The sequence below is a fragment of the Streptomyces sp. NPDC018031 genome (assembly GCF_044327625.1).
Classification (GTDB): Bacteria; Actinomycetota; Actinomycetes; order Streptomycetales; family Streptomycetaceae; genus Streptomyces.
The window spans coordinates 73,723-88,355 of the sequence record NZ_JBIRFT010000024.1; the positions used below are offsets into that span (position 1 = coordinate 73,723).

Below are 14,633 nucleotides of genomic sequence, written 5' to 3' on the forward strand. Positions count from 1 at the left end.
TTGTTCCTGGTGGCGAGGGTGGCGGGGTGGTCTTCACCCAGCACCCGCACCCGGTCGGCCAACAGGTCGGCGAGAGCCTCAGCGGCCCCGGCCACATTCCCCGCCTTCCCCCGCCATAGGGCGAGGTTGTTCCTGGTGGCGAGGGTGTCGGGGTGGTCTTCACCCAGCACCCGCACCCGGTCGGCCAACAGGTCGGCGAGAGCCTCAGCGGCCCCGGCCACATCCCCCGCCTCCCCCCGCCAGACGGCGAGGTTGTTCCTGGTGGCGAGGGTGGCGGGGTGGTCTTCACCCAGCACCCGCACCCGGTCGGCCAACAGGTCGGCGAGAGCCTCAGCGGCCCCGGCCACATCCCCCATCTCCCCCCGCCATAGGGCGAGATTGGCCCGGGTGGTGAGGGTGGCGGGGTGGTCCTCGCCAAGCACCTGCTCCTGGGCGGCCAGCAGGTCGGCGAAGGCGTCCACGGCCCCGGCCGCATCCCCCGCCTTCCCCCGCCATAGGGCAAGGTTGTTCCGGATGGTGAGGGTGTCGGGGTGGTCCTTACCAAGCACCTGCTCCTGGGCGGCCAGCAGGTCGGCGAAGGCGTCCACGGCCCCGGCCGCATCCCCTGCCTCCCCCCGCCATAGGGCAAGGTTGTTCCGGATGGTGAGGGTGGCGGGGTGGTCTTCACCCAGCACCTGCTCCTGGGCGGCCAGCAGGTCGGCGAGAGCCTCAGCGGCCCCGGCCACATCCCCCGCCTCCCCTCGCCAGTAGGCGAGATTGGCCCGGGTGGTGAAGGTGTCGGAGTGGGCCCCACCGAGGCGGCTGCTGGTGGTAGTAGCGAGGTGATCGAAGTAGTCGACGGCTGCGGTGACCTGGCCGCTCTCGCCGAGGCTACGGCCGATGCGATACAGCACCACATGCGCGTCCGGCCAGTACAGGGCTGATTCGGCATGGCGGGTGAGGGCTGCTGCGTTGGTGCGCAGGGCCTGAGCGAGGTCAGTGTCGCGTTCAACCTGAGGCCAGGCGGCCATGAGGGCATCAGCAGTGATGCGCGCGGTCTGGTCGTGCTGGTGGAGGGTGAGGGTGTCGCGGGTAGCCCGCTGGATGAGCTGGTGGACGCGGACGGCCTGGTGGGGGGTGTCCGGCGTGTGGTCGATGAGGTTGAGCCGGTTCAGGGCGCGCAAGGCACGTACCGCCTCTGCGGAAGAGACGGGGGCTGGTTCCGCAGTGGGGTGGGAGCCGGTTGCGGTGGCGTGGGCGGCGAGGTGGGCTCGGGCGGGCTCGCTGGTGAGTACGTCTTGGGGGATGCCGTTGGCGTCGAGCAGGGCGGTCAGGTGGAGCATGGGCCGGGCCAGGCCGGCGGGGCGGAGGGTGTCGGCGCGGTCGATGGACAGGGACCAGGCGGCGGCGAGGGTGGCGGTCTGCTCGTCGGGCAGTGCGTCGGGGGCGAGGTCGGTGAGGGTGGTGGCGCGGTCGGCCAGCAGGTCGCGGTAGTCGGACGCGGTTTCGCTGGAGTCGATGAGGTAGGCGGCGGCCTGGGCCAGGGCCAGGGGCAGGTGTCCGAGGTCGCGGGCCAGGGTGGCGAGCTGGTCGGAGGGCTCGGTTCGGCCCTGAGCGGCCAGGGAAGCGGTGAGGTAGGCGACAGATTCGGCCGGGGTGAACAGCCCGACGTCGACTCGGTGGCGGCCTTGTCCGAACAGGGCGGCGTCGCGGCGACGGGTGGTGATTAAGGTTCGGCCGTACGGGCTGGCGGGCGGCCATAGGCTGTACCGGGTTTCGGGGTCCTCGGGGTGGAGGACCATGTCGCCTGGGTCGGCGACGTCGTCCAGGACGATCAGCCAGCGGCACGGCGGTTGTCCGGCCTTCGGGGCCAGCCAGGCCAGGAACTTCTTCGCGGCCTGCTCCGGGTCTTCGGGGTCGGCCCGGCACAGCTCGACGCCGGCCTGCGCGTATCCGCTCACCACGGGCGACTGGGCGCTCGCGGTGACCCAGACCAGGACGTCCAGCTCGCCGTCCTCTAAGGCGGAGCGGGCGTAGTCGGCGGCGAGCTGGGTCTTGCCCACCCCGCCCATGCCGGTCAGCACCTGGGACAGCACCGCGGTGCCCCCGCCCTCGACCGCCGCCTGCAGCCGGTCCGCCTCGGCGCGGTGCTGCAAGGAACGTGCCGGGGACGGTATAACACCGACTTGGTGCGGCCAGGCAGCCGGTTCCTGTGCAACGCGGTGCTGCACCATGGTCAGTTTCTCAACACTCACCTGGTGGACGTGGCCGGTGATGGCGAGTCCCCCGTCGGATGCGTTCGCCTCCCCGGTCCCGGACACCCGCACCACCTGAGGGGCGCCGTCGGTTCCTGGTACGGGTCCGCGGTATCCGGTCACCGCCATGCCCCCGGATGCGGCCGTAGCATTCCCGGTGCCGATCGCTTCCGCTCCGGCACCGTCCATGGCGCCGTGACCACTCTTGCCCCTGCCCACCCGCTACGTCTCCCTCTTCGTCCCCGCTCCGCCCGGCGTCGGCGGGTCAGCTGTAGTCGATACCGGAGATGGCGGTACTACCGTCACCGTCCGCAGTGGCGTCCCCGTTCCTCTCCGCCCTCGCCGACCCGTCGCCCAGGCCGCCCGGACTCTTGATGCCCGCCACGGCCACGCCGCCACGACTCGCGCGTGCCGGCCCGTTCCCGACAGCCACATCCTCCGTACGGCTTCCCGAGCGCTGGAACAGCGCCCACACCAGGGCCGCGATGCCGACGGCAGCCTGGATAGACGCCCCGGCCAGCTGTCCCGCCGGGGCTTTCCAGCAGTCAGATCAACGGTGACACCACACCGACCACCGCCAGCACGATGACCGTGATCCTCCACCTCGGCGACATACCGGCACTCCCCAACCCCGACGCCCCCGCCCGCTGGCTGACGGCCCGCCACTTCCTATCGTCTCGTGCAGCCCTCGCCCGGCACAAGAAACGCACCCGCGCGGCATTCGAGGACCCAGTCGGCGACGCGGGCGCCTGCACGTCCGGTGCGGGTGTCCAGGAGCAGGCGGAGCGTGAACAGGCCGCGGCCGCCGCTGACGCGGTGCGCCAGGCCTTGCCGTGCGAGGACTGCGGCCGGCCGCAGGCTGCGGGGCTGCGCGAGGCGTGCGGCTACCGGCGCCGGACCGAGGACCTGATCGTGGAGGCCGGGTTGGTCGCGACCACCTGGTCCGCCGACCTGACCGACCCGGGCGACTTCGCCGTCGTCACCGCCGACGTAGGGGCGACTATGGAACGCGAGATCGCCACCGCCCGCGCCGAATACCTCCAAGCCATGGACACCGCCGAGCAGGACGGCGACCCAATAGGCACGGCGGGCGTACACGACCGAACGCGGACGCCGCTGGTACAGCACAACCCGAACGACGCGGAAGCCTTCGCCACCGCGACAAAGGCCGCCGACGCCATAGTCGCCCCGGCCGCCAGCGGAAGCGTCCCCGCCCAGTTCGACATCATCCTCGCCGCGGCCGCGGCCACGCCCGAGCGACCTGGCCAGCCCGTGGCTGGCCTGGGCGAAGTACCTCGCCTACCGGTTCGCCGAGGCCCGCGGCTGGGGACGCAACATCCGCTTCGCGGTTAACCGCGGCCTGGCCGTCGTCCTCACCGGTCACGTCGAGGATGATGTCATCCGGCACACGGAGATCACACCCCCGAGCGGGTGCCGGCCGGTACGGTCCCGGCATGGACGAGGTGGAAGTGGAGCTGCACGGCGGGCCGCTGGACGGGGAGCGAGTCCCGGTGGACCCGGGCGACCCGGAGCCGGGCCTGCCGCTCGCCGAGGGGTGCGCCTTCCCGGGCGGCCGATCCTGGTACGAGCCGGACGAGTCGGGCCGGTGGACGTGGCGCGGGGACATCCCCTGGGAGGCCATGTAGCCGCCCGGGCGGCGTCCCGGCCCGGGGCGCGGTTTACCCCACTGTCAGCCACTGGCACCGCTATTGGCCGGGTTGGGGGGGTGTCGGAAACGGCTCTGGCACCCCCTGGCAGGGTGGGTCCAGTGGGCCGTGCGGCGGCGGCTCCGGGCGCGAATCCCGCACAGAGCCGCCGCGTGAGCACAGGTCAGCGCGCCAGAGGCACGGTGAGCGGCACGGTCGGGCATTCGGCCGCGAGGTCCCGCAGGGCCAGGGCCTCACTGCTGTCGACGGACAGTGCCCACCTGGTCTTCACCGCCACCCACTCGCTGATGTAGCGGCACAGCGCCGCCGGGTTGCTGGGCAACCACTGGGCCGGGTCCTGGTCCGCCTTGGAGCGGTTCTCATGGGCGGTCACGGCGACCAGGGACCTGGCGTCGCCGAGGTCGTTAGCGTAGTCCTGCCGGTCCTGCGCGCTCCAGCCGGAGGCGCCGGAGTCCCAGGCTTCGGCCAGCGGCACCATGTGGTCGATGTCCAGCCCCTGGGCGCTGGTGTGCGCCGCGCCGTCGTAGTAGCTGTACCAGGTACCCCCGGTCAGAGAGCAGCGAGCGCCCACCGCCGGCGTGACCGTCGCTTCCTGAATCAGGACCTCCCGCCGGCTGTCACAGCCGTTGCGGTCGGCGTCGACCCAGTGCTTGAACTTCGTCCGCGAGTACCCGGCCCGATTCTCGTCCTCCACGGGCAGGCTCCGCACCGCGTCCTGCAGCGTGGTTGCCACCGTGTCCCCTGGCGCCGCCACCGCTGACGGAGCTACCAGCCCAACCAGCGCCCCCGCCACCGCAATGCCGATCAACGAAGCCCTGAACTTCCCCATGGTGCGCCTTTCTGTCGTACGGAACGGCCTAGTAGTAGCCGTCGGCCCTCGAAGGCGTATGGGGAACGGATCGGAGATCACTCGTGGGTGGCCAAAAGCGGCGGCCACGTCGAAGTCTGCCCGCGTGGGTGACCTCTCCAGGTCGGCTTCGTGCGGGAGGATCCAGCTGCGTGGCCCGGCTGTGGTCCCGGCGCGCGCTAGGCAGTGTCCGACGGGTCTGGTGACGGGCCTGCGGGTCGCATCCAGCTCAGGACTTCGTCCCTCGATCGGTCCCGCGCATCGGCCTGTCCATGCCAGCTCATGGCGCCGCCCGTGGCGCGGAGTCGGGGCGGGCCAGGGTGCCAGGACGACGGATATCCGCGTACACACGGGCGGTCACGCCTGGCGCACCGGGAACCCGTCGTACCCGCGCTACGCCGGAGGTGGCCCAGCGCTTCTCCAGCTCGCCCATCACTGCTTGGGCGGTCGCCTCGTCGTGGGCGGTGATGTCCACCACTACCAGGCCGGGCTCACTGACGTGCACCTCGTCGACATAATCCATGCCGGATGCGACGTGACCGCCGCCAGACCCGGTTCGCCCCCGGAGACCGTGCCACCCGAAAGAGCTACCGCCCGGGCCCTGCAACGCGATGGGTGAAGAGGAGCCGCTGCGGCACTCTCTGCGCGTACGGCTCATCTTCACTCGGCCCCAGCGGCTGCCAGGCGCGAACCGGCTCGGTGGGGAGTGGGGCTACTTCCAGATTTCGTTGACCCATTCGGGGTGGTCGATGAAGGGGTTCCGGTTGTGCTGGTACTGGTCGAAGATGGCCTGGTTGCGCTTGCTCTCGAAGTCGTCCGGTGGGTCTTCGTCGTTCCACTTCTTCAGTACCGACAGGCGGCCGATGTGCGGGGCGCTCCCGTTGTCGACCTGGTCGTTGGGCTCGAGGTCGGGGAAGCCGTCGTCGCCGTCGTAGCGGACGGCCATGTAGAGGATCATGCGGGCGACATCACCTTTGACCGCGTCCCGTGGTTCGAAGGAGTCACCGTCGGTGTAGTTTCCCGGCGCCTCTTCGAGCTCTTCGCCGCCGGCGTCGAAGTCCTTGCTGCCGCGGGTGCTGTTGACCGTCATGTCGGTGGGGCGCAGGTGGTGGATGTCGGTGCCGGGGCCGGTGGCGGTGCCGAAGTCTCCATGGGACTTGGCCCACACGTGCTCGCGGTTCCAGTCGTCGTTTCCGGTCCCGTTGGACTCCTTGCCCTGTGACCGGCCGGTGTACAGCAGGATCACGTTCGCCGGGTTGCTCGGGTCTTCGTCGGTGACCTTCAGGGCCTCCCACACATCGTCGTAGGAGAGCTTGGTCTGGTCGCTGATGATGGCGTGCAGGGCCTGCTTCAGCTCCGGGCCGGTCTTGCCGATGGCGTCCTTGTAGTACGTGTCGTCATATGCACCCGCCCGGGTGGGTGCGCGGTCTGCCCCCGGGGTGGGGGAGGGAGATCCGGTGGCGATCGCGGTGGACGGGACGGTCAGCCCGCCGATGGCCGCCACCATGGCGATCACGGGCAGCGGCTTCCAACGGTGTGCACGAAAGACGGACATATGTGGGGGGCGTCCTCTCTCAACAGTCGGCGCGCACCCCTCACCATCGCGATCGAAGCGGCGGGCACGCGAAGTGACGGTCACTCGAACACCCGGAGCATGACACGATCCACCCCGTACGACGTGTACATGCTGCACCCATTGTGTGCCGACCCAGTGCCCGGAACAGCGGTGTCCACCTGCGTTGTCGCCCCGCGAGTGACCATTCACCGCCCTGCCGCACAGCCTCAAGCGCTTGGAGGCACAGATCCGCCACGCCCCGGCCGGTCTAGCCAATGGGTGGGCTCCACCCGGTCCTACGTCACCAGCCCTCGTCGTCCCCGCCGGCGGCGGCCAACCGCTGGTCGAGACTGTGGGCCCACTGCTGCGCCCATGTGCGCAGAAGCGAGATCGTCTCAGGGGTGAGGCCGTAGGCTGCGAACTCCTCGTCGTCGTACCAGTCCGCGCCGGTGAGCCGGTCCCGCAGGTCCGCGAGGCGGAACTCGTCCCGGCCGTGCCGCTCGCCGAGCCGCTCCAAGTCGGTGATGGAGTGGTGGTCGGCGGCGGCGTGGACGTCGATGAGGTCCCGCACGGCGCCGCGGTCGGCCAGTGCACGGACTTTGGTCCCGACGACGTCGTCGAGGGCGAGGACCGGCCCGTGCTCGGTGAGGGCCGGCGGTGACCAGAGGTTCTCCTTGAGGACGTCCACCTCGCATTCCTCGCCGGTGCGGGGGTCGGTGGCCACCAGGCGGGCGGAGAGCGGGTCGACGCTGATCACGGCGACATGCCAGCCCCGCTCGGTGAGGCCGTGTTCAAGGTCGCGGGTGATGTCCGCCATCGGTGCCGGGTTCTCCGTGGCGACGTCCAGGTCCTGGCTCAGCCGGTCGACCAGGCCATGGGCCTGCACGGCGTATCCGCCGGTGATGACCAGCGGATACGGGGTGCCGATGGCGAGAACGTCCGCCAGCAGTCGCCGGTGGAGATCGCTGAGGTTCACGCGGCGGCCGGCGCGTGGCGGGCGAGCTGGGGGAAGGCGTCTTCCCATACCCGGCACACGTGCCGGCTGATCAGCGTGCGCAGCACGGGCCACTGGGCGAGCAGCAGGTCGCGGTTGAGCAGGGCGACGATGTCGTCGTGCTGGCCTTCGGCGAGCACGGTGCGGTACAGGCTCATGCGCTGCCGGGGGCGGTCCAGGTCGTAGGTGCGCAGGCCGGACCAGGCGACGTGCAGTGGCAGTTCCACGGCGCCGTGCACGGGCCCGGTGAGGTGGTCCAGGGATGCGGGCAGGCGGCCCGCGTACCGGGTGCGCAGCACCTGTGCGGCGGGTGGGGGCGGTGGTGGGGGCGGAGCCATGGGTCTGATTATTCCTTGTGGCTCGCCGGATGCGTACCCGGGCACCGGTTCGGCAGCGGGGAAAATTCGGAGGGGGCAGGTACGCGGAGGGGGCAGGTACGCGGAGGGTCCGGTGTTCGCGGATGGGGGAGGCTCGGGGCCGACTGGATCGAATGCTCAGTGTATCGGCCACCTGTTGGCTGAATCATTTCCCATGCGGCGGAATGTCGGCGTCCTCTGGTAGCAATTGCTCTGCTTATCCGTCCGCCATTGCGGCCGACGGAGCGCGCCAGACTGGGGGAAATGTGAAACAGGAACTTTTTCGTTCGTTAGGTAGGACGGGTACGGGGTTGGCGGCCCTTGCCGCGGTATTGCTCGCGCCTCTCACGCCGCCTACGGCAGCCGCAGCGGCGGAGGGTTCGCTCACCGTTGAATCCTATGTCCTGCCGGTGGGGGCGAAGATTCCGTCTCTCGAGGAGCTTCGGAATCCGGAAGTCCGGGCCGATCTGGCCCGCCGGTCGAAGTCGGCGAACCCTCTTGTGGCGCCGCAGGAGATGGTGGGCCCGGCGGCTTCGCTTCTTCCGGCGGCTGCCGAGCCCTCGGCGCGGCCCGCGGCGTCCGGCAGCGGGCCGAAGGGGAGTGTGGCGGGTGCGTCGCTGTACCCCGACCCTCCCCGGAAGCTGTCGCGAGCAGAGTGCAAGAAGGAGCTGCAGGGGCACCTGTTCTATGCGAAGTCGCGCTTCGCGATGTGCGGCGGCATCCAGATGGTGCAGACCTGGCTGAAGCGAGGAAGGCCGGTCGGCCAGACCGCTTTCACCGCATGGGTGATCGGGACCATTCCCAATGCCAAGAGCCGGACCGTGGAGTTCGACTACTATTTCACCGATTTCAGCGACCGTGGTTCCAACCTTTCCAGTAAGCTCTGGATAGAGTCCAAGCTGGAAATGACCCAGGTCATCGCCCCGAACGCGAGGAAGAAGCAGACGGGCTCTCCCCCTCCGGCCAGGACGTTCGACACACTCAAAGGCACACCGCGGACGTACAACCACGACGTGAGCTTCAAAGCGGGCCAGGGCGTGGGGCGGGACGATCTGGTCGCCATGTCCTACCAGCCCTCAGTCAAGGTCACCTTCCCGTCGGAGTGGCCGGGGACGAATGACATCGAGCGCATCACCTTCACCGCGATGGACTGGGATGCGGCAGGCTATCTGCCGAACAGCGATGTGGCCGATCCTGCCAAGCGGGGCGGTGTCTCCTTCGCCTATATCGCCGAGCTGCCCTACCGCATGAAGGCCGGCGCCCCGGAGAAGGCCGTCGCGGAACATCTGAACCAGGTCCACACCAAGCCGGCCACGACGCACCCGAAGCTGCCCACCAAGAACGTCCCCGGCTTCGAGGTGAAGCGCAGGCTTCACCGGCTCTTCCACGACAACCAGCGCCGGAGGAAGAACCGGGACGAGGCGAGGAAGGTATGTGTCGACGTGTGGGGCGCGGACTATGCGACGAACGACCCCGCAGGACCCCGCGAGTGCGACGAATTCCCCTTCTCCTCCACCTACGAGGGAGCAGCCCAGCCGGCAGGGGAGCCGGGCGCCCGGGCGAAGAACTGGTCAGCCAAGGCACTGTCCAAGGACGACAACGGCGCGGCCGGCACCATCCTGGGCGAGTTCTATGACAAGAACCGAGTCATCGAAGGAAGGGACGCCCAAGGCGTCGAGGTAGACGGCTTCATCATCAAGATCGTTCGCTAGCCCGGAGCAACACCCCTGGGGGGAGCCCCGCGCCGGCTCCCCCCGAGGAAGCATCTATAGGAATGGCCAGAACTGGACCAGGTAGCGCTCGACCCCGTCGGGGAACTCGACCTTCTCCTGCTGGCGGGCCTCATCCCGCCCCGTGCAGTACAGCCTCGCCTTCCACCGCACTCCCGGCCGGCCCAGGGCGATCCGGTCCAGCTGCTTCGTGGTGGTCACGCACACGGCCAGCCTCCCGGTAGGCGAGAAGATCTCCCCTTCTTCCCGGGCCTCCCAGCGCTCACCGTCCTCGACAGGCGGTTCGCCGTCCCACACCTCGGCGGACAGGTGCGCGGTATGCGTGTGCGCCGCGCTCACCATGTCCAGCCGCCCCTCCCGCAAGGTCATGATCTGATCCTCCGCCGTGCTCCTGCCTGAGGGGTACCGCTCGGGGATCAGCGTGTCGTCTGCCTCCTGTAACGCCCATCCGTGGAAATCGACATCCACCAAGATCTCCTGCTGACCAACTCGAGCAGCCATCGCCGCTCCCTTCCCTTCAGCACAACCGCCAGCCGATCGCTGACGGATACCGGTCCTTCCGGGGCCCGTGCGTCGTTCATCAGGCGCCGATTGTCCTCTCAGGGACGGCTGTCGATGACGTTGGCCTCCCGACCCCGCCACCCATACGCTGCTGGACGAGTGGGCCTACGCCCGCCCCTACCGCTCACAGCAGGAACGACACGACGCCTTCCCCGACTGGCTGCACACCTACAATCACCACCGCGGACACACCGCGCTGAAAGGGCAACCACCCGCCAGCCGCTTCCCCAACCTCACGGGGCAGTACAGCTAGTCGATGTTCTCCTTGCCGCGCCAGCGGGTCCAGCCCCGCGCGGCCAGCCAGGCAATAGCAGTCACGATGACGCCGGCGATGACGTTCTCGATGATGTTGTTCACAGGCATACCTCCTGGCGCGGGTCGATAAGTCATCCGACCGGCGTTGTCTTGTACAGGGGGGCGATGAGCGGCTTACCGGGCCATGAGGGCGTTGGGCAGTCTCGGGTGGCGCAGGAAGAGGCGGGCTTCGGGGCGCATGGGGATCTCCCGGGCGAAGTTCGGTGCGAGGTCGGTGCGGTGCCGGACCGGCTGGGGCACGTGCAGGTCAGGCCGGAAGCCGAGCATTCTGGAGAAGGCTTCCCATGCGCGGGAGTCGGCGTTGGGGCCGATCGCCGCGTGGTGGGCTGCCAGGAGATGCGCGGCAAGGGCGTCTCCGGCGCCGGCAGCGAAGCGCCACCAGTACGTGGCCGACTCACGCTTGTCGAGGCTGTAGAGCAGGCAGCCGAAGGTGCGGGCGCCGGCCTCGTCGTAGTCGGCCGCGAAGGCGGCAAGGGTGTCGATCTCTGCAGACCGCAGGACCGTGCTGCACAGCTCGGAGACGTAACCGAAGGCGAGGTACTGGCTGACCCTCGGGTCGAAGGTGTTGATCGGTGTCGGACGCCGCCGACGTGAACGCGTCCGCGGCTGCGGGCGCCCGACCGGCCGGGCCGTTCGCGGGGCCGGCCCCGCGGTCGGCGGAGCCAGCTGAGTGATCTCTGCGCTTTCCTCCGGCAAGGGGAGGTCCGCGTCGGCGGCCGGGCCCGCGGACGCGTACTGCACCCGTGCCGGCCGCCTGGCCTCGGATCCGATCCGCGCCGCAAGACGCTGCATGAAGTCCTCGGTGCTGTGACGCAGGGTCTGCGCCCGGATCGCCTCGGCCTGGCGGGCCAGCAGCTCCGCCGCGCCCCCCGTTCCGGCTCCGTCCAGTGGCTGCTCCACCTCGCTCGGCCGCTCCGGGGCATCCCCGGCCTTCTCGGCATGACGAGCTGTCTCGTCGTGGACGGCCCCGTCCTGCTGGTTCAGGAGGTCTTCCGGCATCAGAAGTCCCCTTTCTCCTTCGGAAGTTCCGTGAGCATGAGCTCCGTCAGCTGCTTTCTCCCCCGACACGCATTGGTCTTCGCCGCGTTCTCGGTGATCCCGAGGATTTCCGCGACCTGGCTGTAGGGCAGCTCGATGAGGTCGTGCAGCTGCAGGCACTGAGCCTGCAGCGGCGCGATGACCTCCAGTGCCTCCATCGCGCGGTCGAGCTGGTCGTGCCGGCCCAGCTCCGCCAGATTGGCGATCGCGGGCAGCTCGGGCACCAGGTGCTCGTGGTCGGCGATCCGTACGCTGCGCCGGTGGTAGTCCGTGATGGAGTCCTGGAGCATCCTGATGGCGAGGCCGATAGGATTCTCGGCCGCCAGGATCCGATCGATCTTGCGATGCATCGTCAGCATTGCGTTCATCACGGCGTCCTGGGCGTCGTGATGGTTGCGCAGGCGGTAGGTGGCTATGCGCATGAAGGTTTCCATGTGTTCCCGGAAGAAGTCCTCACCCCGGGGGGCGAGCCCTGGGGGTTCGGGATCGGGACCGACGAGGTCGCGTTCCTTGCCGGACGGGTCGTTCATCGGTCCCCCCGTGCTGCCGGGCTGTCGCCGAAGCGCGGGTGTGAAACCGAGTGCTGGTGGATCTGTCGGTCGTGCCACCAGCCGGCATGACCGAGGGTGGAGCGAGCCTGGGCGGCAGTGCCGGCAGCAGGCCGTTCGATGGCTCCGGAGCACGCAGTGGTCATCCGGTAGGCGCAGGCCGAGCCATGCGTGTACCGGGCCGGGATGGGCCCCACGAAGCCTCCTTCTTGATCCAGATCGAGCCCGTCGGCGACGGTGCCGACCGAGCGGAACAGCGGTGTGTTCTGCCCTTCTGCCGATCCAAACCCCCTCCAGGGTTACATCCCGACCTCAGTTCATCGCACACACAGTCATCGATTAATCACATTTAGTCGCCCTACCAGCCATGATGTGGCGCAGAGTGGCGCACCTCACAAAGAGCCCCAGGGGCGCCCCGGCGCACGCTGGGGCGCGCGGCGGAACACCTGGTCGCACTGCCAGGCATCACCGTCCTCGACCGGGACCTCCCTGCCGCCCCGGATATCTAGCGGCGTTGATGGCCGTATATCCCGGTCAAGCTGCGGCACCGGTACAGGCACATGAGGCACGCCCGTGCTGTGCCGGGGCCGCGCGGCGCGCGGCCCCGGCACAGTGCTTCCCTTCGTGGCCCGGTGTGGGTTTACGGGGTGGGCTGCTCCAGAAGCCAGGTGATGACGGCCCGGACGATTCCGGAGGCCGCACCGCTGAGCGCGGCACCGGCCAGGGTCAGGCGCTCGCGGCGCGTCAGAGGCGTGCGGGGCATGGGACCTCCACAGTCGTGGTCATCAGGTGGGCAGCCGGCCGGCTCGCTGTCCACGTTCGACCCCGCGTGAAGATCGGCTCCCAGTTGCGACAAGGCGCCAACCCGGCCCGGTTCTGATGCTGTTCAGCCTGCGCCGGATGTGCGGGTCGGGGATGATGCTGCGATGAGTCGCGACACGGGGGGCCGTCCGCAGGGCGCCAAGCGGCCGCGGGTGCTGGAGCGGGCCCGGGTGGGATGGCCCCGGCCGCTGCGGGAGCTGAAGGACCTGCTGTACGAGGTGTACCTGGCGGCAGGTGCCCCGTCCCTGGATGAGATCACCAAGGACATCGCCGGCGACGACGGTCTGCCGGGTTCACCGAGCCGGGACACCATCCGCCGATGTATCGGCGACTCGTCCCTGCCTCCCGGCCAGGCCGACGCGGTCTCCGTCGCCACGGTGCTAGCCCGCGGCGCCGGGTGGGACGAGCAGGACCTGGCCCGGCGGGTGCGCGATCTGTGGGTGGCGGCCCGGATGGCCACAGGCGCCGGGCGGCCGGTCGGCGAGTTCGACGACCAACTCGCCCTGGACGCTTTGGAGGTTCACCCGGCCCTGGACGCCGGTACCGGCGGCGGCCGGCCCAGTGCCCTGCCCACCTACATTCCCCGCGAGCACGACAGGCGGCTGCGAGTGGTGGTCGCTGCCGCAGCGGCCGGACACAGCGGCATCGCGGTCCTGGTCGGCGGCTCCTCCACGGGCAAGACCCGCGCGCTGTGGGAAGCGGCCCGGCAGCTGCCCGACGGGTGGCGGCTGTGGCACCCCATCACCCCCACTCGCCCCGACGCGGCCCTGGCGGAGCTGCCCGACATCGCTCCCCGTACCGTGGTGTGGCTGAACGAAGCCCAGTACTACCTGGAAGCGGACCCGCTGGGCGAACACGTCGCCGCGGGCCTGCGAGACTTGCTGCACGACACGAACCGGGGCCCGGTGCTGGTGCTGGCCACCTTGTGGCCGGAGCACTGGGACCGGCTGACCACCCGTACCGCCCCGGACCGGCACGCCCATGCCCGTGAACTGCTGGACGGGCACAAGATCGACGTGCCGGACGCGTTCACCCCCGCCGACCTGACCGCACTCGCCGACACCCGCGACGCTGACCCCCGCCTCGCCGAGGCCGCCGACCGCGTCCAGGACGGCCAGATCACGCAGTATCTGGCCGGCGTACCCGTCCTGATGGCCCGCTACCGCGCAGCCCGGGGAGCAACCCGGGCCCTGATCCATGCCGCCATGGACGCCCGCCGCCTGGGCGCCGGCCCGCACCTCCCGCTGGCCTGGCTGGCCGACGCCGCGCCCGGCTACCTCACCGACACCGAATGGAACACCACCGGCGGCGACTGGCTGGCCCGGGCCCTGGACTACCTCACCACACCGTGCAACGGCATTCCCGGCATCCTGACCCCAGTCAAGACCACCGCGCCCCGCAACCAGCGCCACCGCCGTCCAGCCACTGCCGGCCGCGCTGGCGGGCAGCCCGCCGGAAGCGGGCAGGGGCCGCACTACCAGCTGGCCGACTACCTTGACCAGCACGGCCGCCGTCACCGCACTGGCCAGATCCCCCCGATCGACTTCTGGACCGCGGCCGCCACCCACGCCCACCCCGCCGACCTGACCGACCTCGGCGACGCCGCCTGGAGTCGCGGCCTGTACCGGGACGCCGCCCAACTACACAAACACGCCACCACCCACGGCAACCCCCACGCCGCGGCCGCCCTCGTCGACCAGTTGCACACCCTGCACCCCACCGACCCCCGCCCCGCCCAATGGGCCACCACACACGCCGCCCTCGACCACCCGCACGTGGTGAGCTCCCTGCTCGGCGTACTGCGGGGGGCGGGGGCGGGACAGGTTGCTGTCCTGGCCGAGCGAGCCGCCGCGCACGTCGCCCTCGACCACCCGCACGCGGTGGCCATCCTGCTCGACGTACTGCGGGGGGCGGGGGCGGAGGGGCAGGTTGGCGCCTTGCTGGCTCGCGACCCCGCCGCCCACGT

General features: G+C 70.1%; 14 protein-coding genes and 1 pseudogene. 5 read left to right on the plus strand and 10 right to left on the minus strand.

Going from position 1 to position 14,633, the window contains the following annotated elements; all coding sequences use genetic code 11:
- Positions 1 to 2,213 (minus strand): FxSxx-COOH system tetratricopeptide repeat protein (gene fxsT, locus ACH4B3_RS31785; RefSeq protein WP_398468795.1); only part of this gene is annotated, 2,213 nt, incomplete at its 3' end.
- A 606-nt stretch (positions 2,214 to 2,819) separates the two neighbouring features.
- Here fxsT and ACH4B3_RS31790 point away from each other — a divergent pair.
- Together ACH4B3_RS31790 and ACH4B3_RS31795 are read left to right on the plus strand one after the other, a co-directional pair.
- Positions 2,820 to 3,587: a hypothetical protein gene (locus ACH4B3_RS31790; protein ID WP_398468797.1), complete on the plus strand. Its 768-nt coding sequence runs from the start codon at positions 2,820 to 2,822 to the stop codon at positions 3,585 to 3,587.
- Positions 3,588 to 3,688: 101 nt separating this feature from the next.
- The gene (locus ACH4B3_RS31795) at positions 3,689 to 3,880 is read left to right on the plus strand and encodes a hypothetical protein (RefSeq protein WP_398468799.1); all 192 of its coding nucleotides are present in this window, start codon (positions 3,689 to 3,691) and stop codon (positions 3,878 to 3,880) included.
- Positions 3,881 to 4,064: 184 nt separating this feature from the next.
- On the opposite strand, the gene ACH4B3_RS31800 is transcribed toward ACH4B3_RS31795, so the two are convergent.
- From ACH4B3_RS31800 to ACH4B3_RS31820, 5 genes are all read right to left on the minus strand, one after another.
- The gene (locus tag ACH4B3_RS31800) at positions 4,065 to 4,634 is read right to left on the minus strand and encodes an HNH endonuclease family protein (protein WP_398468801.1); all 570 of its coding nucleotides are present in this window, start codon (positions 4,632 to 4,634) and stop codon (positions 4,065 to 4,067) included.
- Between the two features lie 394 nt (positions 4,635 to 5,028).
- Positions 5,029 to 5,271, minus strand: coding sequence for a DUF6207 family protein (locus ACH4B3_RS31805; protein WP_398468803.1), 243 nt, complete (start codon positions 5,269 to 5,271; stop codon positions 5,029 to 5,031).
- Positions 5,272 to 5,460: 189 nt separating this feature from the next.
- Positions 5,461 to 6,303 carry an endonuclease I family protein gene (locus tag ACH4B3_RS31810; RefSeq protein ID WP_398468805.1) on the minus strand — a complete coding sequence of 281 codons (843 nt, stop codon included), beginning with the start codon at positions 6,301 to 6,303 and terminating at the stop codon, positions 5,461 to 5,463.
- Positions 6,304 to 6,604: 301 nt separating this feature from the next.
- A complete protein-coding gene (locus ACH4B3_RS31815) occupies positions 6,605 to 7,279 on the minus strand; it encodes a nucleotidyl transferase AbiEii/AbiGii toxin family protein (protein ID WP_398468807.1) in 675 nt (224 codons plus the stop codon).
- Positions 7,276 to 7,635 (minus strand): hypothetical protein, encoded by a 360-nt coding sequence (locus ACH4B3_RS31820; RefSeq protein WP_398468809.1) that lies wholly within the window; start codon positions 7,633 to 7,635, stop codon positions 7,276 to 7,278. The genes ACH4B3_RS31815 and ACH4B3_RS31820 overlap by 4 nt, the downstream gene beginning before the upstream one ends.
- Positions 7,636 to 7,919: 284 nt before the next feature.
- On the opposite strand from ACH4B3_RS31820, the gene ACH4B3_RS31825 reads away from it, so the two are divergent.
- On the plus strand, positions 7,920 to 9,365 hold the full coding sequence (locus ACH4B3_RS31825; protein WP_398468811.1) for a hypothetical protein: 1,446 nt from the start codon (positions 7,920 to 7,922) through the stop codon (positions 9,363 to 9,365).
- A gap of 54 nt (positions 9,366 to 9,419) precedes the next feature.
- On the opposite strand, the gene ACH4B3_RS31830 is transcribed toward ACH4B3_RS31825, so the two are convergent.
- On the minus strand, positions 9,420 to 9,752 hold the full coding sequence (locus ACH4B3_RS31830) for a hypothetical protein (protein WP_398468813.1): 333 nt from the start codon (positions 9,750 to 9,752) through the stop codon (positions 9,420 to 9,422).
- Between the two features lie 277 nt (positions 9,753 to 10,029).
- Between ACH4B3_RS31830 and ACH4B3_RS31835 the strand changes: the two are divergent.
- Positions 10,030 to 10,197: pseudogene (locus ACH4B3_RS31835) on the plus strand (integrase core domain-containing protein); the annotation flags it as partial.
- Positions 10,198 to 10,373: 176 nt separating this feature from the next.
- On the opposite strand, the gene ACH4B3_RS31840 reads toward ACH4B3_RS31835, so the two are convergent.
- The 3 genes from ACH4B3_RS31840 to ACH4B3_RS31850 all read right to left on the minus strand — a co-directional run bounded on the left by ACH4B3_RS31840 (position 10,374) and on the right by ACH4B3_RS31850 (position 12,608).
- Positions 10,374 to 11,258, minus strand: a complete 885-nt coding sequence (locus ACH4B3_RS31840; RefSeq protein ID WP_398468815.1) for a hypothetical protein — start codon at positions 11,256 to 11,258, stop codon at positions 10,374 to 10,376.
- Positions 11,258 to 11,827: a sigma-70 family RNA polymerase sigma factor gene (locus tag ACH4B3_RS31845; RefSeq protein ID WP_398468817.1), complete on the minus strand. Its 570-nt coding sequence runs from the start codon at positions 11,825 to 11,827 to the stop codon at positions 11,258 to 11,260. The genes ACH4B3_RS31840 and ACH4B3_RS31845 overlap by 1 nt, the downstream gene beginning before the upstream one ends.
- A gap of 658 nt (positions 11,828 to 12,485) precedes the next feature.
- Entirely contained in the window at positions 12,486 to 12,608 is a 123-nt protein-coding gene (locus tag ACH4B3_RS31850) for a hypothetical protein (RefSeq protein ID WP_398468819.1), read from the minus strand.
- A 163-nt stretch (positions 12,609 to 12,771) separates the two neighbouring features.
- Here ACH4B3_RS31850 and ACH4B3_RS31855 point away from each other — a divergent pair.
- Positions 12,772 to 14,633, plus strand: a 1,862-nt coding sequence (locus tag ACH4B3_RS31855) for a hypothetical protein (protein ID WP_398468821.1), incomplete at its 3' end; no start/stop codon positions are given.